At 60.2% G+C, this 24,722-nt stretch carries 24 protein-coding genes, 4 tRNA genes and 1 pseudogene; 24 read left to right on the top strand and 5 right to left on the bottom strand.

What is annotated here, in order from left to right; genetic code table 11:
* Positions 1 to 40 precede the first annotated feature (40 nt).
* The 17 genes from AB7M32_RS23365 (at position 41) to AB7M32_RS23285 (ending at position 16,857) form a co-directional block, all read left to right on the top strand.
* Positions 41 to 805 carry a class I SAM-dependent methyltransferase gene (locus tag AB7M32_RS23365; RefSeq protein ID WP_454251524.1) on the top strand — a complete coding sequence of 255 codons (765 nt, stop codon included), beginning with the start codon at positions 41 to 43 and terminating at the stop codon, positions 803 to 805.
* A gap of 67 nt (positions 806 to 872) precedes the next feature.
* Positions 873 to 1,955 carry a 3-isopropylmalate dehydrogenase gene (gene leuB, locus AB7M32_RS23360; RefSeq protein ID WP_060741441.1) on the top strand — a complete coding sequence of 361 codons (1,083 nt, stop codon included), beginning with the start codon at positions 873 to 875 and terminating at the stop codon, positions 1,953 to 1,955.
* A 54-nt stretch (positions 1,956 to 2,009) separates the two neighbouring features.
* Positions 2,010 to 3,122, top strand: coding sequence for an aspartate-semialdehyde dehydrogenase (gene asd / locus AB7M32_RS23355; protein WP_024779161.1), 1,113 nt, complete (start codon positions 2,010 to 2,012; stop codon positions 3,120 to 3,122).
* A gap of 254 nt (positions 3,123 to 3,376) precedes the next feature.
* On the top strand, positions 3,377 to 4,387 hold the full coding sequence (locus AB7M32_RS23350; protein ID WP_454251523.1) for an aspartate-semialdehyde dehydrogenase: 1,011 nt from the start codon (positions 3,377 to 3,379) through the stop codon (positions 4,385 to 4,387).
* Between the two features lie 210 nt (positions 4,388 to 4,597).
* Positions 4,598 to 7,189 carry a FimV/HubP family polar landmark protein gene (locus AB7M32_RS23345; RefSeq protein WP_454251522.1) on the top strand — a complete coding sequence of 864 codons (2,592 nt, stop codon included), beginning with the start codon at positions 4,598 to 4,600 and terminating at the stop codon, positions 7,187 to 7,189.
* A gap of 297 nt (positions 7,190 to 7,486) precedes the next feature.
* Entirely contained in the window at positions 7,487 to 8,311 is an 825-nt protein-coding gene (gene truA, locus AB7M32_RS23340) for a tRNA pseudouridine(38-40) synthase TruA (protein ID WP_454252189.1), read from the top strand.
* Positions 8,312 to 8,374: 63 nt separating this feature from the next.
* Positions 8,375 to 8,998 (top strand): phosphoribosylanthranilate isomerase, encoded by a 624-nt coding sequence (locus tag AB7M32_RS23335; protein WP_454251521.1) that lies wholly within the window; start codon positions 8,375 to 8,377, stop codon positions 8,996 to 8,998.
* Between the two features lie 265 nt (positions 8,999 to 9,263).
* A complete protein-coding gene (gene accD, locus AB7M32_RS23330; protein WP_072407026.1) occupies positions 9,264 to 10,184 on the top strand; it encodes an acetyl-CoA carboxylase, carboxyltransferase subunit beta in 921 nt (306 codons plus the stop codon).
* Positions 10,181 to 11,488, top strand: a complete 1,308-nt coding sequence (gene folC, locus AB7M32_RS23325) for a bifunctional tetrahydrofolate synthase/dihydrofolate synthase (protein WP_454251520.1) — start codon at positions 10,181 to 10,183, stop codon at positions 11,486 to 11,488. Before accD ends, folC begins: the two co-directional genes overlap by 4 nt.
* The gene (locus AB7M32_RS23320; protein WP_072407022.1) at positions 11,472 to 12,143 is read left to right on the top strand and encodes an SPOR domain-containing protein; all 672 of its coding nucleotides are present in this window, start codon (positions 11,472 to 11,474) and stop codon (positions 12,141 to 12,143) included. Before folC ends, AB7M32_RS23320 begins: the two co-directional genes overlap by 17 nt.
* Before the next feature lie 89 nt (positions 12,144 to 12,232).
* Positions 12,233 to 12,793 carry a CvpA family protein gene (locus tag AB7M32_RS23315; RefSeq protein ID WP_030142022.1) on the top strand — a complete coding sequence of 187 codons (561 nt, stop codon included), beginning with the start codon at positions 12,233 to 12,235 and terminating at the stop codon, positions 12,791 to 12,793.
* A 41-nt stretch (positions 12,794 to 12,834) separates the two neighbouring features.
* Positions 12,835 to 14,340, top strand: a complete 1,506-nt coding sequence (purF, locus tag AB7M32_RS23310) for an amidophosphoribosyltransferase (protein WP_053123453.1) — start codon at positions 12,835 to 12,837, stop codon at positions 14,338 to 14,340.
* A 55-nt stretch (positions 14,341 to 14,395) separates the two neighbouring features.
* On the top strand, positions 14,396 to 15,607 hold the full coding sequence (locus AB7M32_RS23305; protein ID WP_454251519.1) for an O-succinylhomoserine sulfhydrylase: 1,212 nt from the start codon (positions 14,396 to 14,398) through the stop codon (positions 15,605 to 15,607).
* Positions 15,604 to 16,377: an SDR family oxidoreductase gene (locus tag AB7M32_RS23300; protein ID WP_454251518.1), complete on the top strand. Its 774-nt coding sequence runs from the start codon at positions 15,604 to 15,606 to the stop codon at positions 16,375 to 16,377. Before AB7M32_RS23305 ends, AB7M32_RS23300 begins: the two co-directional genes overlap by 4 nt.
* A 103-nt stretch (positions 16,378 to 16,480) precedes the next feature.
* Positions 16,481 to 16,556, top strand: a tRNA-Val gene (locus AB7M32_RS23295).
* A gap of 58 nt (positions 16,557 to 16,614) precedes the next feature.
* Positions 16,615 to 16,691 (top strand) — tRNA-Asp (locus tag AB7M32_RS23290).
* An 89-nt stretch (positions 16,692 to 16,780) separates the two neighbouring features.
* Positions 16,781 to 16,857 (top strand) — tRNA-Asp (locus AB7M32_RS23285).
* Positions 16,858 to 17,064: 207 nt separating this feature from the next.
* Here the strand turns inward: AB7M32_RS23285 and AB7M32_RS23280 are convergent.
* Complete coding sequence (locus AB7M32_RS23280) at positions 17,065 to 18,348, bottom strand: NAD(P)/FAD-dependent oxidoreductase (RefSeq protein ID WP_072407017.1); 1,284 nt, start codon at positions 18,346 to 18,348, stop codon at positions 17,065 to 17,067.
* A gap of 184 nt (positions 18,349 to 18,532) precedes the next feature.
* Between AB7M32_RS23280 and AB7M32_RS23275 the strand changes: the two genes are divergently transcribed.
* The 3 genes and pseudogenes from AB7M32_RS23275 to AB7M32_RS23265 all read left to right on the top strand — a co-directional run bounded on the left by AB7M32_RS23275 (position 18,533) and on the right by AB7M32_RS23265 (position 20,367).
* A tRNA-Val gene (locus tag AB7M32_RS23275) sits at positions 18,533 to 18,609 on the top strand.
* Between the two features lie 941 nt (positions 18,610 to 19,550).
* Positions 19,551 to 19,821, top strand: a pseudogene (locus AB7M32_RS23270) (hypothetical protein).
* 267 nt (positions 19,822 to 20,088) lie between these two features.
* The gene (locus tag AB7M32_RS23265) at positions 20,089 to 20,367 is read left to right on the top strand and encodes a hypothetical protein (protein WP_454251517.1); all 279 of its coding nucleotides are present in this window, start codon (positions 20,089 to 20,091) and stop codon (positions 20,365 to 20,367) included.
* A gap of 14 nt (positions 20,368 to 20,381) precedes the next feature.
* Here the strand turns inward: AB7M32_RS23265 and AB7M32_RS23260 are convergent, their stop codons facing one another.
* The 3 genes from AB7M32_RS23260 to AB7M32_RS23250 form a co-directional block, all read right to left on the bottom strand.
* Entirely contained in the window at positions 20,382 to 20,585 is a 204-nt protein-coding gene (locus AB7M32_RS23260) for a hypothetical protein (RefSeq protein WP_454251516.1), read from the bottom strand.
* Positions 20,586 to 20,751: 166 nt separating this feature from the next.
* The gene (locus tag AB7M32_RS23255; RefSeq protein WP_454251515.1) at positions 20,752 to 21,081 is read right to left on the bottom strand and encodes a type II toxin-antitoxin system RelE family toxin; all 330 of its coding nucleotides are present in this window, start codon (positions 21,079 to 21,081) and stop codon (positions 20,752 to 20,754) included.
* A complete protein-coding gene (locus AB7M32_RS23250; protein WP_454251514.1) occupies positions 21,071 to 21,358 on the bottom strand; it encodes a type II toxin-antitoxin system Phd/YefM family antitoxin in 288 nt (95 codons plus the stop codon). The genes AB7M32_RS23255 and AB7M32_RS23250 overlap by 11 nt, the downstream gene beginning before the upstream one ends.
* A gap of 873 nt (positions 21,359 to 22,231) precedes the next feature.
* On the opposite strand from AB7M32_RS23250, the gene AB7M32_RS23245 reads away from it, so the two are divergent.
* The 4 genes from AB7M32_RS23245 to AB7M32_RS23230 all read left to right on the top strand — a co-directional run bounded on the left by AB7M32_RS23245 (position 22,232) and on the right by AB7M32_RS23230 (position 24,212).
* Positions 22,232 to 22,837: a hypothetical protein gene (locus AB7M32_RS23245; RefSeq protein WP_454251513.1), complete on the top strand. Its 606-nt coding sequence runs from the start codon at positions 22,232 to 22,234 to the stop codon at positions 22,835 to 22,837.
* A gap of 88 nt (positions 22,838 to 22,925) precedes the next feature.
* Positions 22,926 to 23,126, top strand: coding sequence for a hypothetical protein (locus tag AB7M32_RS23240; protein WP_092166961.1), 201 nt, complete (start codon positions 22,926 to 22,928; stop codon positions 23,124 to 23,126).
* A gap of 31 nt (positions 23,127 to 23,157) precedes the next feature.
* Positions 23,158 to 23,442: a hypothetical protein gene (locus AB7M32_RS23235; protein ID WP_454251512.1), complete on the top strand. Its 285-nt coding sequence runs from the start codon at positions 23,158 to 23,160 to the stop codon at positions 23,440 to 23,442.
* Between the two features lie 245 nt (positions 23,443 to 23,687).
* Entirely contained in the window at positions 23,688 to 24,212 is a 525-nt protein-coding gene (locus tag AB7M32_RS23230; protein WP_454251511.1) for a hypothetical protein, read from the top strand.
* Positions 24,213 to 24,337: 125 nt separating this feature from the next.
* On the opposite strand, the gene AB7M32_RS23225 is transcribed toward AB7M32_RS23230, so the two are convergent.
* Positions 24,338 to 24,712, bottom strand: a complete 375-nt coding sequence (locus AB7M32_RS23225) for a hypothetical protein (RefSeq protein ID WP_454251510.1) — start codon at positions 24,710 to 24,712, stop codon at positions 24,338 to 24,340.
* Positions 24,713 to 24,722: the final 10 nt, after the last annotated feature.

Genomic DNA, 24,722 nt, shown 5'->3' with positions numbered 1-24,722 from the left:
TGGGGCCGCCCAGGCAATAAAAAAACCATAAGGAAATCCCATGACCAGCACCGCCCACAGTCAGGTTGTACAAAAGCAATTCGGTGAACAGGCTTCGGCCTATCTGAGCAGTGCCGTGCACGCCCAGGGCGCTGAGTTTGCGCTGCTACAGGCTGCGTTGGCCGGTCATGGCGATGCCCGTGTGCTGGACCTGGGCTGTGGCGCCGGTCATGTGAGTTTCCACGTGGCGCCCCTGGCCGGTGAGGTGGTGGCCTACGATCTGTCCCAACAGATGTTGGATGTTGTGACCGCAGCAGCGGCCGAGCGTGGCCTGGGCAACATCAGCACGGTACGGGGCGCCGCCGAGCGCCTGCCGTTCGCCGACGCTGAGTTCGACTTCGTGTTCAGCCGTTACTCGGCGCATCATTGGAGCGACGTGGGCCTGGCGTTGCGGGAAGTGCGACGGGTGCTCAAGCCGGGTGGGGTGATGGCGTTCATCGACATCCTGTCGCCGGGTACGCCGTTGCTGGACACTTACCTGCAAAGCATCGAAGTGCTGCGTGACACCAGCCATGTGCGCGATTATTCGGCCGGCGAGTGGTTGCGCCAGGTCAGCGAAGCGGGGTTGCACACCCGCAGCACCTCGCGCCAGCGCCTGCGCCTGGAGTACCACTCCTGGGTCGAACGCATGCGTACGCCCGAAGTGATGCGCGGGGCGATTCTCCAACTGCAGCGTTCGATGGGCGATGAAGTGCGAGAATATTTTGAGATTGAGGCCGATGGTTCGTTCAGTACAGATGTACTGGTGCTGTGGGCCGAGCGATAGCATTTTTTCCCGGCCTGGCCTTGGGTGCGGAACCCAGGCCGGTGTCGACAGAGCAAACGAGGAAAGCATGAGCAAGCAGATTCTGATTCTCCCAGGTGACGGCATCGGCCCGGAAATCATGGCCGAGGCGGTCAAGGTCCTGGAACTGGCGAACGACAAGTACGGCCTGGGCTTCGAACTGAGCCACGACGTGATCGGCGGCGCCGCCATCGACAAGCACGGCGTGCCCCTGGCCGACGAAACCCTGGACCGTGCCCGTGCCGCCGATGCCGTGCTGCTGGGCGCCGTGGGCGGCCCGAAATGGGACAAGATCGAACGCGACATCCGCCCTGAGCGCGGCCTGCTGAAGATTCGCGCGCAACTGGGTCTGTTCGGCAACCTGCGTCCGGCGATTCTTTATCCGCAACTGGCCGATGCGTCGAGCTTGAAGCCGGAAATCGTCTCGGGCCTGGACATCCTCATCGTCCGTGAGCTGACCGGCGGTATCTACTTCGGCGCCCCACGTGGTACCCGTGAGCTGGATAATGGCGAGCGCCAGGCCTACGACACCTTGCCGTACAGCGAAAGCGAAATTCGCCGTATCGCCCGGGTCGGCTTCGACATGGCCCGCGTGCGGGGCAAGAAGCTGTGCTCGGTGGACAAGGCCAACGTGCTGGCTTCCAGCCAATTGTGGCGTGAAGTGGTCGAGCAGGTGGCCAAGGATTACCCGGACATCGAGCTGAGCCACATGTACGTCGACAACGCCGCCATGCAACTGGTGCGTGCGCCCAAGCAGTTCGACGTGATCGTCACCGACAACATGTTCGGCGACATCCTGTCCGACGAAGCGTCGATGCTCACCGGTTCCATCGGCATGCTGCCGTCAGCCTCCCTGGACGCCAACAACAAGGGCATGTACGAGCCGTGCCACGGTTCGGCGCCGGACATCGCCGGGCAGGGCATTGCCAACCCGTTGGCGACCATCCTGTCGGTGTCGATGATGCTGCGCTACAGCTTCAACTTGAACGATGCCGCCGACGCGATCGAAAAAGCCGTCAGCGTGGTCTTGGACCAAGGCTTGCGCACCGGGGATATCTGGTCGCAAGGTTGTACCAAAGTCGGTACGCAGCAAATGGGCGATGCAGTAGTCGCCGCGCTGCGGAATCTGTAATCTCTCGGGCCCACCGCTTCGACGGTGGCCCACTTTTGTATAGGTGTAGTTGCGATGAAACGTGTAGGTCTGATCGGTTGGCGCGGCATGGTCGGTTCCGTGCTCATGCAGCGAATGCTGGAAGAGCAGGATTTCGATCTCATTGAGCCGGTGTTTTTCACCACTTCCAATGTCGGTGGCCAGGGCCCGTCCGTGGGCAAGGACACCGGTGCGCTCAAGGATGCCTACAGCATCGAAGAGCTCAAGACCCTCGACGTGATCCTGACTTGCCAGGGTGGCGACTACACCAGCGAAGTGTTCCCCAAGCTGCGTGAAGCCGGCTGGCAGGGTTACTGGATCGACGCCGCCTCCAGCCTGCGTATGCAGGACGACGCGGTGATCATCCTCGATCCGGTCAACCGCAAGGTCATCGACCAGCAGCTGGACGCGGGCACCAAGAACTACATCGGCGGCAACTGCACCGTCAGCCTGATGCTGATGGGCCTGGGCGGCCTGTTCGAAGCCGGTCTGGTGGAGTGGATGAGCGCCATGACCTACCAGGCCGCGTCCGGTGCCGGCGCGCAGAACATGCGTGAACTGATCAAGCAGATGGGCGCCACCCACGCCGCCGTCGCCGATGACCTGGCCAACCCGGCCAGCGCCATCCTCGACATCGACCGCAAGGTCGCCGAGGCGATGCGCAGCGATGCCTACCCGACCGAGAACTTTGGCGTACCGCTGGCCGGCAGCCTGATCCCGTGGATCGACAAGGAACTGCCCAACGGCCAGAGCCGGGAAGAGTGGAAGGCCCAGGCCGAAACCAACAAGATCCTCGGTCGCTTCAAGAGCCCGATCCCGGTGGACGGTATCTGTGTGCGCATCGGCGCCATGCGCTGCCACAGCCAGGCGCTGACCATCAAGCTGAACAAAGACGTGCCGATCGCCGACATCGAAGGGTTGATCAGCCAGCACAACCCTTGGGTCAAGCTGGTGCCGAACAATCGCGAAACCAGCATGCAGGAGCTGAGCCCGACCAAGGTCACCGGCACCCTGAATGTACCGGTGGGCCGTCTGCGCAAATTGAACATGGGGTCGCAATTCGTCGGTGCCTTCACCGTCGGCGACCAACTGCTGTGGGGCGCGGCCGAACCGCTGCGCCGCATGCTGCGGATCCTGCTCGAGCGTTGATCGATTGCTGTTGTGAAAGAACCCGTGCCTTGTGAGAGGCGCGGGTTTTTTATTGGGCGACAGTTTGTGTGTCAGGGCTGGCCTCATCGCGAGCAAGCTCGCTCCCACAGGTTTTGCGGTCACTGAAGATCCCATGTGGGAGCGAGCTTGCTCGCGATGGGGCCAGTCCAGGCACTGCAAGTCCCCCAGCCAATTGCCTGCATACCCACCACCCGGTAAAGTGCCGCTCCCCACGTTTTACCTGAGGTAGACCCATGAGCCAGTCCTTTGATATTGCCGTGATCGGCGCCACCGGTACTGTCGGCGAAACCCTCGTCCAGATTCTCGAAGAGCGGGACTTCCCGGTCGGCACCCTGTACCTGCTGGCCAGCAGCGAATCGGCGGGCAGTTCGGTGATGTTTCGTGGCAAAAACGTGCGGGTGCGTGAGGTCGACGAATTCGATTTCAGTAAAGTCCAACTGGTGTTCTTCGCTGCCGGCCCGGCGGTGACCCTGAGTTTCGCCCCGCGAGCCACGGCGGCCGGCTGTGCGCTGATCGACTTGTCCGGGGCCTTGCCGCCCGAACAGGCGCCGCAGATCGTGCCGGAAGCCAACGCCCAGGTCCTGGCCGGCTTGGGCAAGCCGTTGCAGGTCAGCAGCCCCAGTGCATCGGCCACGGCCCTGGCGGTCGTGCTGGCGCCACTGCGCGAATGCCTCGATCTGCAGCGCATCAGCCTGACCGCCAGCCTCGCGGTGTCGGCCCAGGGCCGCGTGGCCGTGAGCGAGCTGGCGCGCCAGACCGCCGAGCTGCTCAACGCCCGTCCGCTGGAGCCGAAGTTCTTTGACCGGCAGATGGCGTTCAACCTGCTGGCCCAGGTCGGCGCTCCGGACGAGCAGGGTCATACGTCGCTGGAAAAGCGTCTGGTCCGTGAGTTGCGCCAGGTGCTGAATCAACCTTTGTTAAAGATTTCCGTCACTTGCATTCAAGCCCCGGTGTTTTTTGGCGATAGCTTTAGCGTGACCGTGCAGGCTGCGAACGCCGTCGACCTGGCCAAGGTCAACGCGGCCCTGGAAGCGGCGCCCGGTATCGAACTGGTGGAGGCGGGTGATTACCCGACTGCGGTGGGTGATGCGGTGGGGCAGGATGTGGTCTACGTTGGTCGTGTACGCGGTGGGATCGACGATCCGGCTGAACTGAATATGTGGCTGACGGCAGATAACGTGCGCAAGGGTGCGGCGCTCAATGCCGTGCAGGTGGCTGAGTTGTTGATAAAAGACTTGCTGTAAAAGATACTTGGCATCAATTTGTCGAATGATTCTAGCTGGGCGCTATGCTTGGCCGGAGTGCTGAAGGCGAACATCCCTCTGGGGGACTTTCCCGGGGCATGAGTGAAATGATCGCGCGCACCGTCGCTTCGGGGCTGCGCGCAATGCCTTACGGCAGCGGCATCAACACCTTCTCGCTGGCCGAGGAATGTTCAAACAAAGGAAGAGGCTATGGTTCAAGTTCGCAAACTGGTGTTAGCAATAGCGGCCGCCTCGGCGCTGTCCTCCGGTATGGCGCAAGCGCTCGGGCTCGGGGAACTGACCCTGAAGTCGACGCCGAACCAGCCCCTGGTCGCCGAGATCGAGTTGCTCGACGTCCAGCAACTGACTGCCGCCGAAGTCGTGCCGAGCCTGGCCTCGCCCGACGACTTCGCCAAGGCTGGGGTCGACCGCCAGGCCTTTCTCAATGACCTGAGCTTCACCCCGGTGATCAACGCCAACGGCAAGAGTGTCCTGCGGGTCACGTCCAGCCGACCGCTGTCCGAGCCCATGGTCAAGTTCCTGGTGCAGGTGATGTGGCCCAACGGCCGCCTGCTGCGCGACTACAGCGTATTGCTCGATCCCTCCAAATTCTCGCCACAGGCCGCCGACGCGGCCCGGGCGAAACCGCCCCAGGTCGTGGCCACGCCGGTCACGGGGGCCACCAAGCCCTCCCAATACACCACCACGCCGCGCGATACCCTGTGGGAAATCGCCGCCAAGGTGCGCAACGGTGGGTCGGTCCAGCAAACCATGCTGGCGATCCAGGCGTTGAACCCGAACGCGTTCATCAACGGCAACATCAACCTGCTCAAGACCGGCCAGGTGTTGCGCCTGCCGGACCCGGTGCAAAGCACGGCGTTGCCGCAGCCCCAGGCCATCGCCGAAGTGGCTGCGCAGAACGCCGCCTGGCGCTCGGGGCGTCGTGCCGTGGCGGGTGCTGGCAAACAGCAGTTGGATGCCACCAAGCGTGGCCGTGGCGAAGGTGCGCCGGCACAGGCGGCCGGTCGCGACAACTTGAGCCTGGTGTCGGCCGATTCGGCGAAAGCGGGCGGCAAGGGCGCTGCTGGCGATGCCCAGGCGCTGACCAACAAGCTTGCGGTTACCCAGGAAAGCCTCGATTCGGCTCGCCGGGATAACGAAGAGCTGAAAAGCCGCATGGCGGATCTGCAGAGCCAACTGGACAAACTGCAGCGTCTGATCGAGCTGAAGAACAATCAACTGGCCAAGATGCAGGCCGAAGGTGCTGCGGTTCCGCCGGCAGGCGAGGCACCCCCGGCGATGTCCGCAGAGCTGCCCCCTGCGCCAGCGGCACAGGCCCCGACGACTGCGCCTGCACCTGCGCCAGAAGCGACCCCGGAAGCGACGCCACCAGCCACACCGGTCGAGCCGACGCCTGCCGCGTCCAACGAGCAAAAATACAACGACCTGCTGACCAATCCGATCCTGCTGGGGTTGATTGGCGGCGGCGCGCTGCTTTTGCTGTTGCTGCTGTTGTTGCTCGCCCGTCGGCGCAAGGCCCAACAGGAAGCGGAAAAACACTTGCGCATGGCCCGGGCCCTCGAGGAGGAGGCTGACTTCTCCCCGGAGTTCGATCTGCCCCCGAGCAGCTTCGAGGGCATTGATGTTCCGCCGCCTAGCGTGAAGCTTGAGCCAAAACCCGCGCCGGCCCCTGCGCCAGCACCCAAGCCGGCTCCGGTGGTCGCGCCTGTGGTGGTCACGCCGCCTATCGCCGCGCCATTGGTGGCTCCGGCCGCCGATCGCTCCGACGACGTGCTGCCCCAGGCCCAGTCCCATATGGACCGCGGTCGCTTGAACCAGGCCGCTGACCTGCTCGAGCAGGGCATCAAGGCCGAACCCCAGCGCAGTGACCTGCGCCTGAAATTGATGGAAGTCTACGGCCTGCAGGGCGACCGCGACGCCTTTGTCGCCCAGGAACGCCAACTGGTGGCCAATGGCGACAACTTCGCCCAGGTCGAACAGCTGAAAAGCCGTTTCCCGGCCATGGTGGTCGCTACCGCCGCCGGCCTGGCCGCGGCGACAGTGGCGGCAGAACTGGACGCGCAGTACGTCAAGGACCTGCTGGAAGACAAATCGCCCACTGACGAGGAACTGGACAGCGCCTTCGACCTGAGCCTGGACGACCTGGAAACTCCGGTCGCGCCAGCGCCGGAGCCTGTCGCCGAGCTGGACGCCTTCCCGGAAGATGACGACCTGAGTTTCGAATCGGTGCTCAAGCAGCAGACTGAAGCCAACGAGAGCTTGGACGACCTGTCGGAATTCGACCTGGACCTGGGTGCAGACGCGCCGACCCCGGTAGCGGCGCTCGATGACGAAGACTTCCTGCTCGACCTGGGTGACGATCTCAAGGGCCTGGACCTTCCAGCAGCCGAAACGCCGGCCCTGGACGATACGCCGGCCGATGATCTCGAACTGCCGGCAGATTTTGACCTGTCCCTTGCCGACGAGATGGATGCCCATGACCGGCCAAAGGATGCTTTCGAATCCGAGCTGGACGACGTAAACGCTGAACTGGATCGCCTGTCCGACAGCTTGGCCCAACCGACCTTCACTGCTGAAGATGCCCTGGTTGGTGCTGAAGACGAGCCGGACTTCGACTTCCTCAGCGGTACCGACGAGGTGGCGACCAAGCTCGATCTGGCCCAGGCCTACATCGACATGGGCGACCACGACGGCGCCCGCGACATCCTCGGCGAAGTCCTCAGCGAAGGCGATGCGACTCAGAAGAGCGAAGCGCAGGAGATGTTGTCGCGTTTGGTGTAAGTCAGCAGTTGGACAAAAACGGCAGCCGGTGAGGCTGCCGTTTTTGTTTGCAGCGGGATTTATGGTGTCTGGGCTGGCCTCATCGCGAGCAAGCTCGGCTCCCACAGGGATCTGCTCCCACAGGGAACTGGGTGCTATCCGTTGTGGGAGCCGGGCTTGCTCGCGATGACGCCCGTCGATCCAACCCCAAGTCCACCGGTTACACTGGCATCCCGCCCCGCCGGCCTTATAATGCCCGCCTTTGCGTACTCAGCAGGCTGTAATTCCTTGGCAAACATAGACAACCCGGCCGCCGAAATGGCGGCCGACGGCTTTTTCCGGATCGCCTTGGGCGTTGAATACAAAGGCTCGCGCTACCGTGGCTGGCAGCGCCAGGCGTCCGGTGTATTGACGGTGCAGGAAACTCTTGAAAACGCGCTGTCCAAAGTCGCCGACTCGCCCGTGTCGCTGCATTGCGCCGGCCGGACCGATGCCGGCGTGCATGCCTGCGGCCAGGTGGTGCATTTCGACACCCAGGTCGAACGCTCGATGAAAGCCTGGGTCATGGGCGCCAACATCAACTTGCCCCATGACGTCAGTGTCAGCTGGGCCAAGGTGATGCCGGCGCATTTCCATGCACGCTTCAAGGCCATCGCCCGGCGTTATCGCTACGTGATCTACAACGATCAGATCCGTCCCGCGCACCTGAACGAAGAAATCACTTGGAACCACCGCCCGCTGGACGTCGAGCGCATGGCCGAGGCCGCACAATACCTGGTCGGTATCCACGATTTCAGTGCATTCCGTGCGGGCCAGTGCCAGGCCAAGTCGCCGATCAAGGAGCTGCATCACCTGCGCGTGACCCGGCACGGCAAGATGATCGTGCTCGACATCCGCGCCAGTGCGTTCCTGCATCACATGGTGCGAAACATTGCCGGCGTGCTGATGACCATTGGCGCCGGCGAGCGGCCGGTGGAGTGGATCAAGGAAGTGCTCGACAGTCGCGTCCGCCGTTCCGGTGGTGTCACGGCGCATCCGTTTGGCCTGTACCTGGTAGAGGTCGAGTATCGCGATGAATTCGAACTGCCGGAGCGTTACATCGGGCCACATTTCCTCACCGGCTTCTCGGAACTCGACGGCTGACGCCCTCCGCAGCATTTGTTACCATCCGGGACTTTCACGGATTTGCCTGAGGTTTTAGCCACCATGCCCGTCGTTCGCAGCAAGATTTGCGGGATCACCCGCGTCGAGGACGCGTTGGCGGCGGTCGAGGCCGGGGCCGATGCCATCGGGCTGGTGTTCTACGCCAAGAGCCCGCGGGCGGTGACGGTGCAGCAGGCGCGGGCGATCGTCCAGGCCTTGCCGCCGTTCGTGACGCCCGTAGGGCTGTTCGTCAATGCCAGTCGTTGCGAGCTGGGCGAGATTCTCGATGCGGTGCCGCTGGGCTTGTTGCAGTTCCATGGCGACGAAACCCCGGCCGATTGTGAAGGCTGGCATCGTCCGTACATCAAGGCGTTGCGGGTCAAGGCCGGTGACGACATCGCCGCCGGTTGCGAAGCCTTTGCCGATGCCAGCGGTATCTTGCTGGACACCTATGTGGAAGGCGTGCCCGGCGGTACCGGCGAAGCGTTCGACTGGTCGCTGGTGCCACAAGGCCTGAGCAAGCCGATCATCCTGGCCGGTGGCCTGACGGCGGAAAACGTCGCCGCGGCCATTCGCCAGGTTCGCCCCTACGCGGTGGATGTGAGCGGCGGGGTGGAGCAGGGCAAGGGCATCAAGGATCCGGCAAAGATTCGTGCGTTCATGGCTGCTGTTCGCAACAGCCAGTAGTCAATGTGACGGCTGGCAGACTGCCGCCGTCCATACCTGCACTGTACAAAGCAGGCAGGCACCGCCTCCGGGTGGGCCGATAGCGTAGGGGCAACCGCAGTGCAGCGGTTGCCGGGATGGCAGAGGAGGTTGGGCTGCACGCAGGTCATGTTTCGCGCTGATCGTGGTGGCCGTTCGACCCTCGCCGCACAATGAATTTAGCTCAAGGGCATACGCGGGGCCGCGAACCAGAGCGTTCGGGCCGCCGGTACTGGAGAAAGAAAGCATGAGCAACTGGTTAGTAGACAAACTGATCCCTTCGATCATGCGTTCCGAGGTGAAGAAAAGCTCGGTGCCTGAAGGTCTGTGGCACAAATGTCCATCCTGCGAGGCGGTGCTGTACCGTCCAGAGCTGGAAAAGACCCTGGACGTTTGCCCCAAGTGCAACCACCACATGCGCATCGGCGCCCGTGCCCGTATCGATATTTTCCTGGACGCAGAAGGCCGCGTGGAGCTGGGCGCCGACCTGGAGCCGGTGGACCGCCTGAAATTCCGCGACGGCAAGAAATACAAGGATCGCCTGACCGCTGCCCAGAAGCAGACCGGTGAAAAAGATGCCCTGGTGTCCATGAGCGGCACCTTGCTGGGCATGCCGGTGGTGGTCTCGGCCTTCGAATTCTCCTTCATGGGCGGTTCCATGGGCGCCATCGTCGGTGAGCGTTTCGTTCGCGCCGCCAACCATGCACTGGAAAACCGTTGCCCGATGATCTGCTTCGCCGCTTCCGGCGGTGCACGGATGCAGGAAGCGCTGATCTCCCTGATGCAAATGGCCAAGACCTCCGCGGTGCTGGCGCGTCTGCGTGAAGAAGGCATTCCGTTCATCTCGGTGCTGACCGACCCGGTCTACGGCGGTGTTTCCGCGAGTCTGGCCATGCTGGGCGATGTCATTGTCGGCGAGCCGAAAGCGCTGATCGGCTTTGCCGGCCCGCGTGTGATCGAGCAGACCGTGCGTGAAAAACTGCCGGAAGGCTTCCAGCGCAGCGAGTTCCTGCTGGAGCACGGCGCCATCGACATGATCATCCATCGCCAGGAGCTGCGTCCGCGCCTGGGCAATCTGTTGGCGCAACTGATGGGCCTGCCGACGCCGACATTCGTCGCCGCACCGGTCGAGCCAATCGTGGTTCCGCCAGTGCCTGCCGGGCTATGACCCAACGCACCCTGGGCGACTGGCTTGCCTACCTTGAGCAATTGCATCCATCGGCCATCGACATGGGGCTGGAGCGCTCGCAAACGGTAGCGTCCCGCATGGGACTGGCCAAGCCGGCGCCCCGGGTCATCACTGTCACCGGCACCAATGGCAAGGGTTCCACCTGTGCCTTCGTGGCCTCGCTGCTGCGGGCCCAGGGGCTGAGCGTCGGTGTCTACAGCTCGCCGCACCTGCTGCGCTACAACGAGCGGGTGCAAGTGAACGGCGTCGAAGCCACGGACGCCCAGCTGTGCGAAGCCTTTGCCGCGGTGGAAGCCGGGCGAGGCGATACAACCCTCACGTATTTCGAGATGGGCACCCTGGCGGCGTTCTGGTTGTTTGCCCGTGCCGGTCTCGATGCGGTTGTGCTGGAAGTCGGCCTGGGCGGGCGGCTGGATACGGTCAACCTGGTGGACGCCGACATTGCACTGGTCACCAGCATTGGCGTGGACCATGCCGATTACCTGGGCGATACCCGCGAATCCGTGGCCTTCGAGAAGGCCGGCATCTTCCGCCAGGGCGCGCCTGCGCTCTGTGGCGATCTCAATCCTCCCCAGCCATTGCTGGACAAGGTTCGCGAGCTGAGCTGCCCGTTCTTTCTGCGTGGTCGGGATTTCGACCTGGCGATGACCGAGCAGCATTGGCAATGGCGCGGCAGCGACCTGCACGGCAATCCGGTGGAGTTGCGCGACCTGCCGCTGCTGGACCTGCCAATGGAAAACGCCGCGCTGGCGCTCCAGGCTTACTTGTTGCTGGGTTTGCCCTGGGAAGCCGGGCAAATCGTCCAGGCGTTGCAGACGACCCGTGTGGTCGGTCGCCTCGACCGCCGTCAGTTCGATTGGCAAGGCAAACGCCTGAACCTGTTGCTGGACGTCGGCCATAACCCCCATGCGGCACAGTACCTGGCCGAGCGCCTGGCGCGTCGGCCCGTGGCAGGACGGCGCCTGGCGGTGTTCGGGCTGCTGGCCGACAAGGATCTGGATGGCGTTGTCGAGGCGTTGGATGCTAGTGTCCAGCACTGGGCAGTAACGCCACTGGATTCGCCGCGCTCGCGTACGGCGGCTGAGCTGCAGGGGGCCTTGCAGCGTCACGGTGCTCCGGTGCAAGCCTATGCCAGTGTGGCCGCCGCCCTGGAAGGGCAGTGCGCCCTGGCGACGGCCGATGATGAAATCCTGCTGTTCGGATCATTTTTTTGTGTTGCCGAGGCCCTTCAATGGTTGGCCCGGCGCTCCACGGAGGAAGCTGCAGATGGCATTGCTGGATAAAGCGTACAAGCAGCGCATGGTCGGGGCCCTGGTGTTGGTGGCCCTGGCGGTGATTTTCCTGCCGATGCTGTTTTCCCGCCAGGACGAGCAGCGCCAGGTTACGGTCGATGCGCCAGCCGCACCCCAGGCGCCTTCGGTGCCGCCTGTGCAGGTCGAGCCGGTGGCTGTGCCCGAGCCCCAGGCGTTGCCTCAGGAGCCGGTGCCAAGCGACGAGGAACTGGCTGAGCAACCTGCCGCGCCTTCCACGCCGATTGCACCGGCGCCTGCCGCGCCGGCTCCCGCCGCACCGAGCAAACCGGCTGTCGCCCCCGTGCCTGTTCCCGCAGCGCCGGCGATCAAGCCGGCCCCAAGCCAGCCGATCACCGCCGCCCCGGCCAAGCCGGACACAACCCAGAGTCGTGTGGATGCCAACGGCCTGTCGGTCAGTTGGTCGGTGCAACTGGCCAGCCTGACCAGTCGCGAAAGTGCCGAGAACTTGCAGAAAACCTTGCGCAGCCAGGGCTACAACGCCTACATCCGCTCCGCCGATGGCAAGAATCGGGTGTTTGTCGGTCCGCTGATCGAGCGCGCCGAGGCCGATCGCCTGCGTGACCTGCTCAGCCGCCAGCAAAACCTCAAGGGGTTCGTCGTGCGCTTCCAGCCAGAGCGTGGTTGACGGCGATTTAGCTGATTTGAATCACGCAGCTTACCGACAGCCCTGGGCTCTGCTAAAATGCGCCGCCTTATCCGTCTGTAGGCTGCACCGTGCCATTTACCTGGGTTGACTGGGCGATCGTTGCGATCGTCGCCATCTCCGCATTGATCAGTCTGAGCCGCGGCTTCGTCAAGGAAGCCCTCTCGCTGCTGACCTGGATCATCGCGGGAGTCGTAGCCTGGATGTTTGGTGGTTCGCTGTCCCAGTACCTCGCCGGATACATCGAAACTCCTTCGGCCCGCGTGATCGCGGGCTGTGCCATCTTGTTTATCGCCACCTTGCTGGTTGGCGCAATGATCAATTATCTGATCGGCGAACTGATTCGCGTCACCGGGCTTTCCGGGACGGACCGGTTCCTGGGCATGGCCTTTGGCGCGGCGCGCGGCGCGTTGCTGGTGGTCGTGGCCGTCGGGCTCTTGAGCCTGGGGCCGGTGCAGCAGGATACGTGGTGGCAGGAGTCCCGGCTCGTGCCACAATTTCTATTGGTCGCAGACTGGTCCAAAAACCTGATCCTGGGTTGGAGCAGTCAGTGGCTTGCCAGCGGTATCAGCGTACCCGCTGAAATACCGTTCAAGGAACACCTCTTGCCGACGGCCAAAACGCCGCAGTGAGTGTTGTTCAGTTCAGATCCATTAAGTAGGGGTTGCGTCGCATGTGTGGCATCGTCGGTATCGTCGGTAAGTCGAACGTCAATCAGGCGCTGTATGACGCGCTAACCGTGCTCCAGCACCGCGGCCAGGACGCTGCCGGTATCGTGACCAGCCATGACGGCCGGTTATTCCTGCGCAAGGACAACGGCCTGGTGCGTGACGTGTTCCACCAGCGTCACATGCAGCGCCTGGTCGGTCACATGGGTATCGGCCACGTGCGCTACCCGACTGCGGGCAGCTCGACGTCGGCTGAAGCCCAGCCGTTCTACGTCAACTCGCCTTACGGCATCACCCTGGCGCACAACGGCAACCTGACCAACGTCGAGCAACTGGCCAAGGAGATCTACGAATCTGACTTGCGCCACGTCAATACCAGTTCCGACTCGGAAGTGATGCTCAACGTGTTCGCCCATGAACTGGCCCAGCGTGGCAAGCTGCAGCCGACTGAAGAAGACGTGTTCGCCGCCGTGACCGACGTGCACAACCGTTGCGTGGGCGGCTACGCGGTGGTTGCGATGATCACCGGCTACGGCATCGTCGGTTTCCGCGATCCCCATGGCATTCGCCCGATCGTGTTCGGCCAGCGTCACACCGACGAAGGCGTCGAGTACATGATCGCTTCCGAAAGCGTGTCCCTGGACGTGCTGGGCTTCACCCTGATTCGCGACCTGGCCCCGGGCGAAGCGGTCTACATCACTGAAGACGGCAAGCTGCACACCCGTCAGTGCGCGACCAACCCGTCCCTGACCCCGTGCATCTTCGAACACGTCTACCTGGCGCGTCCGGACTCGATCATCGACGGTATCTCGGTCTACAAGGCGCGCCTGCGCATGGGCGAGAAACTCGCCGACAAGATCCTGCGCGAGCGTCCGGAGCACGACATCGATGTGGTCATCCCGATTCCGGACACCAGCCGCACCGCGGCCCTGGAGCTGGCGAACCACCTGGGCGTCAAGTTCCGCGAAGGCTTCGTGAAGAACCGCTACATCGGCCGGACCTTCATCATGCCGGGCCAGGCCGCACGGAAAAAATCCGTACGCCAGAAGCTCAACGCCATCGAGCTGGAATTCCGCGGCAAGAACGTGATGCTGGTGGACGACTCCATCGTCCGTGGCACCACCTGCAAGCAGATCATCCAGATGGCCCGTGAAGCCGGCGCCAAGAACGTGTATTTCTGCTCTGCCGCCCCGGCCGTGCGCTACCCTAACGTCTACGGCATCGACATGCCGAGTGCCCATGAGCTGATCGCTCATAACCGCACCACCCAAGACGTGGCCGACCTGATCGGCGCCGACTGGCTGATCTACCAGGATCTGCCGGACCTGATCGAAGCGGTGGGCGGCGGCAAGATCAAGATCGAACAGTTCGATTGCGCGGTATTTGACGGCAAGTACGTCACCGGCGACATTGACGATGCCTACTTGAACAAGATCGAGAACGCGCGTAACGATGCGTCCAAGGCCAAGACCCAGGCGGTCAGTGCGATCATCGATCTGTACAACAACTGAGTACGAACCGGCCCCCAGGGGCCGGTTTGCGTTTAACCGATTAAGGAGTGACAGCATGAGTCAGGATTGGGATGCTGGTCGGCTGGATAGCGACCTTGAAGGCGTAGCGTTCGATACCCTGGCGGTTCGCGCGGGTCAGCACCGTACACCGGAGGCCGAACATGGCGATCCGATGTTCTTTACCTCCAGCTATGTGTTTCGCACGGCCGCCGACGCTGCGGCGCGGTTTGCTGGCGAGGTGCCGGGCAACGTCTACTCGCGCTACACCAACCCGACCGTGCGGGCGTTCGAGGAGCGTATCGCCGCCCTGGAAGGTGCCGAGCAAGCCGTAGCGACCGCCACCGGCATGGCTGCGATCATGGCCGTGGTGATGAGCCTGTGCAGCGCCGGCGACCACGTGCTGGTGTCGCGCAGCGTCTTCGGTTCGACCATCAGCTTGTTCGAAAAGTACTTCAAGCGTTTCGGCGTGGAAGTCGATTACGTGCCCCTGGCGGACCTGTCCGGTTGGGATGCGGCAATCAAGGCCAATACCAAACTGCTCTTCGTCGAGTCGCCTTCCAACCCTCTGGCCGAGCTGGTGGACATCGCCGCGTTGGCGGAAATCGCTCACGCCAAGGGCGCCATGCTGGTGGTCGATAACTGCTTCTGCACCCCGGCACTGCAACAACCGCTGAAGCTGGGCGCTGACGTTGTGGTGCATTCGGCGACCAAGTTCATCGACGGCCAGGGCCGTTGCATGGGCGGCGTGGTGGCCGGTCGTGGCGAGCAGATGAAAGAGGTGGTGGGCTTCCTGCGCACCGCAGGTCCTACCCTCAGCCCATTCAACGCCTGGATCTTCCTCAAGGGCCTGGAAACCCTCGGCCTGCGCATGAAGGCCCATTGCGCCAATGCTCAAGCCCTGGCCGAGTGGCTGGAGCTGCAGGACGGCATCGAGAAAGTGCATTACGCCGGCCTCAAGAGCCACCCGCAACATGACCTGGCCTTGCGTCAGCAGCGCGGTTTCGGTGCGGTGGTGAGCTTCGAGGTCAAGGGAGGCAAGGAGGGCGCCTGGCGCTTCATTGACGCGACCCGATTGATTTCCATTACGGCCAACCTGGGTGACAGCAAAACCACCATCACCCACCCGAGCACCACGTCCCACGGTCGTCTGTCGCCTCAGGAGCGCGAGTCGGCGGGTATTCGTGACAGCCTGATCCGCGTCGCGGTCGGCCTGGAAGACGTCGCGGACCTGCAAGCCGACCTGGCCCGCGGGTTGGCGGCCTTGTGATTGAGCTGGCTGCGCCGCCGAGCGGTACTCATGGCCGGGTTGCACTGGTTACGGGCGCCGCGCGGGGCATCGGCCTGGGCATTGCTGCCTGGCTGATCTGTGAAGGCTGGCAGGTGGTGCTGACCGACCTGGACCGCGAGCGCGGTTCCAAGGTGGCGAAGACCTTGGGCGATCATGCCTGGTTCATCGCCATGGACGTGGCGGACGAAGCGCAGGTCGCCACCGGTATCGCCGAGGTGCTCGGGCAGTTCGGGCGGCTCGACGCGTTGGTGTGCAACGCGGCTATCGCCGACCCGCACAACATCACCCTGGAAAGCCTCGACTTGGCTTACTGGAATCGGGTCCTGGCGGTGAACCTGGGCGGGCCGATGTTGCTGGCCAAGCACTGCGCGCCGTATTTGCGCGCCCACAACGGCGCCATCGTCAACCTGGCCTCCACCCGCGCCGCGCAATCGGAGCCCGACACCGAAGCCTATGCGGCGAGCAAGGGCGGCCTGCTGGCACTGACCCATGCCCTGGCAATCAGCCTGGGGCCGGAGATCCGGGTCAACGCTGTCAGCCCTGGCTGGATCGACGCGCGGGATCCCTCCCTGCGTCGCGCGCAGCCGCTGACCGACGCCGATCATGCCCAGCATCCGGCAGGCCGGGTTGGTACGGTAGAGGATGTGGCGGCGATGGTGGCGTGGCTGTTGTCGCGCAATGCCGGTTTTGTCACGGGGCAGGAGTTCGTGGTGGACGGTGGCATGACCAAGAAAATGATTTATGCGTGAGGGCGGTTGCAGGTGCCGTTTGAAACTGTTTTGAAAAAACTTCAACCCTGCTATTGACTTAGCTTCGGTACCTGCGTAAATTTCGCGGCCTCAACGAAGCAAAGGGTGATTAGCTCAGCTGGGAGAGCGTCTGCCTTACAAGCAGAATGTCGGCGGTTCGATCCCGTCATCACCCACCATGTTTTACGAGAGTTTTGCGAAAGCAAAACGGAAGCCGTCAAAAGCCTCCACCGACGCGCAGCGGTAGTTCAGTCGGTTAGAATACCGGCCTGTCACGCCGGGGGTCGCGGGTTCGAGTCCCGTCCGCTGCGCCATATTTTCCGAAGCAGGTTCGCCTGGTTCGAGATCCAGACCCAAGGGTTTTGATCAGACGAGTTAACTGGACGCAAGTCCATAGCGATACGCAGCGGTAGTTCAGTCGGTTAGAATACCGGCCTGTCACGCCGGGGGTCGCGGGTTCGAGTCCCGTCCGCTGCGCCATATCTGCTTCGAGGCCCACTGAACGCCTTGAAGCTAAGAAGAAAGCTGCAAAGCTACTTCTAGTCGATAGCAAAGACCCTGGTCGAAAGACCGGGGTTTTTTGTTTTTGGAATAACGATATTGGAACAAGTCCGTGGCGAGGGAGCTTGCTGTGGCGAGAGGATTTATCCCCGCAGGGCTGCGAAGCAGCCCTTATTGTTGGCAGCTTCAGAACCCCAATTTATCCCGCAACCCGTAATACCAAGCCCCCATCGCCGCAAACGGCGTGCGCAACAGTTGCCCACCAGGGAAAGGGTAGTGAGGCAGGTCCGCAAACGCATCAAAACGCTCAGCCTGACCACGCAGCGCCTCGGCCAGGACCTTGCCCGCCAGGTGCGTATACGTCACGCCATGGCCGCTGCAGCCTTGGGAATAATAAATGTTATCCCCCAGGCGCCCGACCTGCGGAAGACGCGAAAGCGTCAGCAGGAAGTTTCCGGTCCAGGCGTAATCAATCTTCACGTCCTTGAGCTGCGGGAATGCCTTGAGCATCTTCGGGCGGATGATCGCTTCGATATTCGCCGGATCCCTCGCGCCATACACTACGCCACCCCCGAAGATCAGGCGCTTGTCGCCCGTCAGCCGGTAGTAGTCGAGCAGGTAGTTGCAGTCTTCGACGCAATAATCCTGGGGCAGCAGACTATGAGCCAACTCATCGCCCAATGGCTCGGTGGCGATCACCTGGGTACCGCAAGGCATGGACTTGGCCGCCAGCTCCGGCACCAGATTGCCCAGGTAGGCATTGCCCGCCACGATAATGAACTTGGCCCTGACCTTGCCTTGTGGCGTATGCACAACCGGGCTGGCGCCACGCTCGATGCGCACCGCCGGCGACTGTTCATAAATCACTCCGCCAAGGGACTCCACCGCCGCCGCTTCGCCCAATGCCAGGTTGAGCGGATGAATATGCCCACCGCTCATGTCCAGCATGCCGCCCACATACTCCTCGCAAGCCACCACCTCGCGAATACGCCGCTGATCCAGCAGCTCCAGCTGGGTATGGCCGAAACGCTCCCATAAACGCTTCTGCGACTCCAGATGGCCCATCTGTTTAGCGGTGAGGGCGGCGAACACACCGCCGTCCTTCAAATCACATTGAATCTGATACTTCGCCACCCGCTCACGAATGATCCGCCCACCCTCAAACGCCATATTGCCCAGCAACTGCGCCTGCTGAGGACCGACACTGCGCTCGATCACATCGATGTCGCGGCTATAACTGTTGACGATCTGCCCGCCGTTACGACCCGAAGCCCCAAAGCCCACCTTTGCCGCCTCAAGCACAGTGACCTTGAAACCGTTCTCCAGCAAAAACAGCGCAGAGGACAGGCCGGTGTAACCGGCCCCGATCACGCACACATCAGTCTCGACGTCGTCCTGCAGGGCCGGGCGCGCCGGAACCGGGTTGGCCGACGCGGCATAATAAGACGCTGGATAGGAAGTGTTCGCCATTCTGCAACCTCTGTTTTATATTTTTTACGAATGCGCCGATCCTACCCGAGATAAAAATTGGCCGCCAGCCACCCCCTGAATCTTCGTAGTGGTGGTGAAATTAAATATTTTGCATATTCATAGGGTTAGGTGAAAAAAAGGTGTTGACACCCCTTTGGAATTCCGTAGAATGCCGCCTCACAGCAGGCACGTAGCTCAGTTGGTTAGAGCACCACCTTGACATGGTGGGGGTCGTTGGTTCGAGTCCAATCGCGCCTACCAAACAAAATCCGCTCTGCTGGGCGGTCAAGAAGGGTTCACCGAAAGGTGGACCCTTTTTTGTTGCCTTGGATTTCTTGCGGAGCGTTCACAAAAATCGGGTTCGTTCACACTGGGCAATGTGAACGCTGCTTTCTACCTGAACTTCGTTTGTCCTTATGCAGTTGGGGTCAGGCAATGTTCGTTGAGCGTGATACCGAGAGTGACAATTTCGTTGTGCATTTCGACTGTGCCTTCCAGCACCTCCCGCACGCAGTAACTCGTGAATTTATCGTCTCGATAATAGAAGGGGGCGACCTCTGCACCACCTCCAAGGTACTTGCCCGTTTCCTCTTCGTGCTTTTGTGACGGTGTATGCGATATGAGTTGGCGGTGTTTGATCGTGTTGCTGAATCCCGCCAAGTAGCGATATCAATAAAGGTGAGAAACTCGCGTTATCTCGTCTCTCAGCTTGCTCGCCTTAAGCTCGTCACGCACCTTGATGAAGTCACATCAAGAAAGGGGACAGATTTATTTCGCCGCGCTGAAAGTCTTTTTTTTGGCTGGTTGGGGAAAAACTGTCCTCTTTCCGTCTCCTTTCCCCTACGTCCCTTCGCTGCGGCTTATGACGACTCAAACGAGCGCCGCGAGTGGCAGCGACGCAAATTCCTACACAAACCTCGGAAACCTGTGCATTGCAGCCTCTGGATGTGCCATTTATTGTCCCTCTGTCGCCCAGGTGGCGATTCGGGTTTAGCGACTCGATTGAATGAAGCGCAGAAGCTCCTGCTACACTGCGGGGCTTTTTTGCAGTTGCAGACTGCTTTATGGCAGCTGTGTGCGGGAGACTTTCGAGTCTGCCGGTTCGCTTTCATTCCCGGTTCGCCAACCCGAGCACAGCTGCCACCCTTTCGTTTGGCGACGTTTGAGTGGTAGTCCTTATCAATTGAATGAAGGTACTACTCATGACCCGATACATGCCCATCACCGGCATCGACTTATCCCCGCAACCCTGCTCATCGACACCGAAGCGCCTTTGGACGTCCTTTTCGAACAGCCGATTACCGTATCCGCACAGTGACCCAAGTCTTGGAAAATATCGCGTTCCGCTCGGACATCAGCTCAGACACGGTGGTGTTGACTGACTTTTGTAAATTGCTCACCACATCGTTACGCGATGGTTGTGATGTCATGGATGTAATTGGAAAACGATTGCGGGCGCAGGCGGCGGAATAATGAGAGCTGGCAACTTATAAGCTGCCTGTTTCATAAGGGGAAAATGGGGGCAGACTACGTTTGCGAGACGGTCCGATTACAAGTGAGCTCAACTCGTGGTCTATCCCATCCCCGTTTACATCAATTTTGTCCGTCATTACATCGTCGATGAGTATTCACAGGCGCACTTGCCCTTGCCGGTATAGCGGCAGACCTTGAAAGGGGAGGGTTAAAGGGGGCGGAGGCAACCAGCTATGATTTATGTGAATCGATTACGCGGTGGCGCAGATGCTCAATGAGACCGATACGGTAGGACACACTTTTAAGCGGGCCTTTTTCCGCGTCGATGGCGTGACGATGTACTTTTTTTGGGCAATATGGGCGGGGTTTTTGATTTGGGCTCTGTTTGACCCGGCCAAACCAGGCGCTGAAGCGTTGGCTTTGTTCATGATTGGCATGCTGAACCCATTTCTTTACATTTTTCTGGGTGTGATGCGCTCCCCCGGCCTTTTAACATCACTGGTTCTGATTTTCCTTAACGTTAGATTCCTATGGGCCTTTATCTAATTGAAGGGGAGTGATTACGGGTAGTTCTGGCTGATGCCCTTGGCGATGGCTTCGAGCTGTTCGTCTATGCCGTACATGTCATTGTTGTCACGGCGGGACACCACGGCCGCGCGGCGGACGTTGCGACCGCTCAGAATCCAGGTGACCAGCAGGATCAGCCAGGCCTTGGCCTTACGGCGAATCAAATGCGTTGCGTCGCCGAGCAAGTCTAGGGACACACCACGATTATGCAGGCTCCACCGAGCTCGGCCCTTCAAGCAGCTGTGTCCTGTTCACGGCAAATTGACGCTACGTATTTTTTGCGAAGCTTAGAAAGGTTGCGCGGTAGACGCTCCGCAACCCACTTTCTATTTCACATCGAAATCAATTTGCGAGCCAAGTAAGTTATTTCAAATCGTGGTCTGTCCCTGAGGAATCCCCTGAGGAATCCCGATTCTTGGCCGAATGGTAGACGCTGCTTCGTTCCCGCTTGCCGACGGCCAGCACCAGGATGACAATCCGTTCATCCTCAACGCGGTACACAAGTCGGTAGCCGGCGCCGCGCAATTTGATCTTGTAGCAATCCTTCATGCCGTGAAGCGCATCGCCTGGCACTCGTGGCCCGGCCTGCCGTTCCTGAAGTTTTCGCAAGAACTGGAGGCGGATGGTGCCGTCGAGTTTTCGCAGTTCTTTTAGCGCCTGCGGATCCCACTCGACTTCGTACTCAGCGGCCATTGGCGATATCTGCCTCGGCCTCGCCAATGAGATCGTCGAGAGATACTCGAACAGGTGTTTCGTTGGCGTCGAGCCGTGACTTGACCAAATGAACCAGTTCCAGTTCATTCAAGCGCTCAACCATCGCCTCGTAGACGTTGGCAGGGACCATGTAACCCATGACTCGGTTGTGGTTCAGCACGGCCACGGGCAACCCATTGGCGCTGCTCAAGACGGAAGACGGGTTCTTCTTGAGCTCAGATACGCTGACAGCCACGTCGGCCAAAATATTTTGCATAGATAAGACTCCTATATAGGGCTTTATTTTGGTCTTTTTGGTTTGGGGTGGCAAGCGCTCTGGATCTGGTTTTCACGCTCAAGTCCAGTCGATGCACTGAAAGCGTGAGCCTGGTGTCGGCCTGTTTCGTTTTGGGATGCGGCAGGGCGGCGACCAGCTCCTCGAAGTTCGCTCTATCCTTCTCCAAAAACTGGCTCCTTTGTAAATCACCGCAATCTGCTTACCACCGATCTCTACGATGTCGACCAAGCCGAGGAGGGCGAGCAGGTCGTATCCCTCAACCCCAGCGATCTCCTGATCTTTCCGTCGACATAACGCGGCCGACGAGAGGCATTTAGAAAAATGGGGGTAGCGAAAAACCTATACATAAATTATATTTTGTATAGGTTTTGGTCGGAATGTTAGAAAATGACACCCCTCGAAAAGCTCATCTCCTGGCACGAAAAATGGGCCCTTCAGAATCAGATCGTGAAATGCAAAAGCTGCGGCATGGAGCAGTCCGAGGTGGACAGAAATCTCATGTTTAGCCATGAGTCGGGCTGTCCAAATGTGAGGTTCGGCGCTGAGCCATGGCAGGCTTTAGATGAGGTGAGAGATGCCTATTGGATCCCTCCGCAAGCTGCATCAGATGATCAGGACGTCACTCCATCGTCATCAGAACAGCCAGGGCCATCCTTATGAATGCCTCGCTCTGATCGAGCGTCGCCAGGGCGGCCCTGACGTTTGCTGCGACCACACCAAAGCTGTTTGACTCCCGGTGAGCCAACAAGCCATCATCTATTCCTCCTGTCATTCCTGCGCACTGGAGTGCACAAAAAGCCCGGCCATAGTGTCGGGTTTTTTTGGATTTATTGAGTACATAAGGACATGGTCATGCGGGTTGTCGCTTTCGTAACTTTTTTTGCTGCAGCCCTTACCGGTTGCTCTGGAATACCTTCAGTTCCATACGAAGAGCCTGCTCAATCAGAGGGATTGGCGCGTGTTCGCGTTATTACGAATTCCAGTGTGTATGGCGATAGCATCGTAGGCGGTTGCGCTCCTGCTACCCGTCATAAGATGGCTGAAGCCGGACGTTTCGGGCGGGACGGGACAGCGAACATCAACTATCCGCAGCACCCCCTGAAGTCGACGACCATTGACATGCCGAAAAGGGTTTCGCCAACTCTTACTCAGTACATCCCTGCTATTCGGATGGGCGAAGGGGTGTATAAAGAGGTCGTAACCGAGTATCGCGTCAGGGCTGATCTGCCATTCCAGATTGCGACCTTGGGCGCGACCATCGGTAGCTATGGCAGCACTTACTCATCCTGCGGTGGCCAGGCGCTCGTTTACACGCTGGAACCAGGAAAAGACTACGAAGCTTTGGCAGGGGTGGGTAGCATGCCAAACAATGAAGGCGGGCAAGCGCTTCTTTGCATATTGGGGGTTTTCGAACTCGCCACTTTACCTGGCACGCCAATTGTAATTCCAAAAAGCTGACGCCTGCTGCGCCTCCGCAGGTGGTCTGCAAGAACTAACAAGCACAGCCCTCCATTGACCGGGTTTTGCCTCTAATCAGAAGAACCGCATGACGAAACAGTCAGCAGACTCCAAAACGGCAACTGCGGCTGATATCGAGAGATCGATCCTGGCCCTCAATAAAATGGCTGAGCGTCTTTGGGGGGATGGTCGTGAAGCTGAAGCAAAAGCGCTTCTAGACGCCTTGGATGCGCTAAACCGCGCACTCGATCGCATCAGGATCGGGGAGAGCCGCAGGGTTCTTCATTGAAACGAGCCCGCTACCTAAGATAAGGATGTCTATGTACAAAATAGCAGTGACGTTTTTAGCGGCAGCCGCACTAGCTGGTTGCGCCTATCAGAAATCCCAATACGTTCTCGACGTCGAAAATGCACCCATTCCAACCGAACCGGCAGCAGTGGCCACTGAGTGCGCGCGCATTTACAGTGAAATCGACCGAAACAACCAAGCCATGGCTCGCAGCTACCAAGACGGCAGCTTCACGATGAAAGCTCAGCACGAAAAGGACGCACGTAACGAGGCGCTGTCTATCAGGCGATTCAAGATTGGTTGCCCTCAGCGATGATAGATGGGCCTGCTGTGCTTAGGAGGTGTCGATGGGGTTGCTCGATTTCTTGTCCGCGCTTTTTGACGGGCTCGGTGAGATCCAGCCATACGAAAGGCCCCGAAGGGTTTTCACAAGAAGATTCGTTGCTTTCTGCGTGTTGGTCGCTGTGTTCGAGTTAATAGCACTGAACGAGTTCTATGGCGTTCGTGGATAAGGCTGGTGAGTGAATGACTGCGTGCCCAGGCTGCGATAGAAGATTACGGATGACATCACTTGGCTCCAACGAGGTTTTCATCATCCGGCCGAAGACCGGCATCGGTCGTTTGCTCTTTGTCCCACTGCTTCGCCAGGCACCCTGGGGCATCACGGCAGTTTTTTGTATCAGCTTATCGACCGGGCTGTCGTTACCTGGGAGGCAATGGCCGGGCATCATCCTCGCAAGCCTTGTTGTGATGTGGTGGGCATATCAACTGGGCAGAGATATCAGCGAGCGTGCTCCACTGACGGTGGAATCGTCTGGGGTGGCTTTCCTCGGACGGTATCGGCTAACGAAACGTACACCGCTGCGAATAGTGCTCAAGCCCGACGGCCACATGGCTGTTTTTCGCACGTCCTACAGCAATTATGTCGAGTATGAAAACGGGCGCTTGTCAATCGCTCGCCGTGTCGTCGGAAAAAAAGTCACTCAACAGAAACAGCTCGCCTGTGAGTTAGCCGCGTTTCTGGGCGTAATTGCATACGTCGATGATGGCTCTGGACGACTGAAGAGGTTAGCCGGCCAACGGTGAGGTTTCCAGCGCAACCAAGTAAACGAAACCCTGTTCAAGACCCGTTCCGTGCATTGCGTGCCAACGCCTATAAGCTAGCGCGCTGTGAATGATAGCTTGCGAGTTCTTCTATAAATGATATTGGATCAGTTATGAAAAGCTGTTCGAGAACGCTCGGAGCTAATCTCGCGAACAGTATAGTGATCCCCGCCGCTTGGGTATCGGGGCTTGCGACGATAGGACTCTTGTGGGGCGTGGTACGGTTTTGGCCCGATCAGCTTACGGTCGAAGGACGTCAGCTCTTCGTGGCTTCCTGTTCTATTTTTTGCCTTGCCATTGGGTACTTGATATGGCGCAAGAGACGAGCAAAAGCACTTGTCGCATCCATCAACCTGAAAGAAGGTCTTAGCCTTGACGATAGTCAGATGCTCGGCTATCCAAACCCCGTATTTTTTGTCTTTGACCTCTCCAACAAGAAACTCGCTCAATGCCAAAGCGTCACCGGCGACTATCAAATTCAAGACTTCACGT

The sequence above is a fragment of the Pseudomonas sp. R151218B TE3479 genome (genome assembly GCF_053629195.1).
Note: the sequence above shows the minus strand (reverse complement) of the source record. Positions and strands in the feature narration are given on the sequence as shown.

Coding starts and splice junctions, on each gene's coding strand:
- AB7M32_RS23345 (WP_454251522.1), top strand. CDS start 4,598: ATGGTTCAAGTTCGCAAACTGGTGTTAGCAATAGCGGCCGCCTCGGCG.
- leuB (WP_060741441.1), top strand. CDS start 873: ATGAGCAAGCAGATTCTGATTCTCCCAGGTGACGGCATCGGCCCGGAA.
- AB7M32_RS23245 (WP_454251513.1), top strand. CDS start 22,232: ATGCGGGTTGTCGCTTTCGTAACTTTTTTTGCTGCAGCCCTTACCGGT.
- AB7M32_RS23365 (WP_454251524.1), top strand. CDS start 41: ATGACCAGCACCGCCCACAGTCAGGTTGTACAAAAGCAATTCGGTGAA.
- purF (WP_053123453.1), top strand. CDS start 12,835: ATGTGTGGCATCGTCGGTATCGTCGGTAAGTCGAACGTCAATCAGGCG.
- accD (WP_072407026.1), top strand. CDS start 9,264: ATGAGCAACTGGTTAGTAGACAAACTGATCCCTTCGATCATGCGTTCC.
- asd (WP_024779161.1), top strand. CDS start 2,010: ATGAAACGTGTAGGTCTGATCGGTTGGCGCGGCATGGTCGGTTCCGTG.
- AB7M32_RS23230 (WP_454251511.1), top strand. CDS start 23,688: ATGACATCACTTGGCTCCAACGAGGTTTTCATCATCCGGCCGAAGACC.
- AB7M32_RS23240 (WP_092166961.1), top strand. CDS start 22,926: ATGACGAAACAGTCAGCAGACTCCAAAACGGCAACTGCGGCTGATATC.
- AB7M32_RS23235 (WP_454251512.1), top strand. CDS start 23,158: ATGTACAAAATAGCAGTGACGTTTTTAGCGGCAGCCGCACTAGCTGGT.
- AB7M32_RS23320 (WP_072407022.1), top strand. CDS start 11,472: ATGGCATTGCTGGATAAAGCGTACAAGCAGCGCATGGTCGGGGCCCTG.
- truA (WP_454252189.1), top strand. CDS start 7,487: ATGGCGGCCGACGGCTTTTTCCGGATCGCCTTGGGCGTTGAATACAAA.
- AB7M32_RS23250 (WP_454251514.1), bottom strand. CDS start 21,358: ATGCAAAATATTTTGGCCGACGTGGCTGTCAGCGTATCTGAGCTCAAG.
- AB7M32_RS23305 (WP_454251519.1), top strand. CDS start 14,396: ATGAGTCAGGATTGGGATGCTGGTCGGCTGGATAGCGACCTTGAAGGC.
- folC (WP_454251520.1), top strand. CDS start 10,181: ATGACCCAACGCACCCTGGGCGACTGGCTTGCCTACCTTGAGCAATTG.
- AB7M32_RS23255 (WP_454251515.1), bottom strand. CDS start 21,081: ATGGCCGCTGAGTACGAAGTCGAGTGGGATCCGCAGGCGCTAAAAGAA.
- AB7M32_RS23350 (WP_454251523.1), top strand. CDS start 3,377: ATGAGCCAGTCCTTTGATATTGCCGTGATCGGCGCCACCGGTACTGTC.
- AB7M32_RS23335 (WP_454251521.1), top strand. CDS start 8,375: ATGCCCGTCGTTCGCAGCAAGATTTGCGGGATCACCCGCGTCGAGGAC.
- AB7M32_RS23265 (WP_454251517.1), top strand. CDS start 20,089: ATGCTCAATGAGACCGATACGGTAGGACACACTTTTAAGCGGGCCTTT.
- AB7M32_RS23280 (WP_072407017.1), bottom strand. CDS start 18,348: ATGGCGAACACTTCCTATCCAGCGTCTTATTATGCCGCGTCGGCCAAC.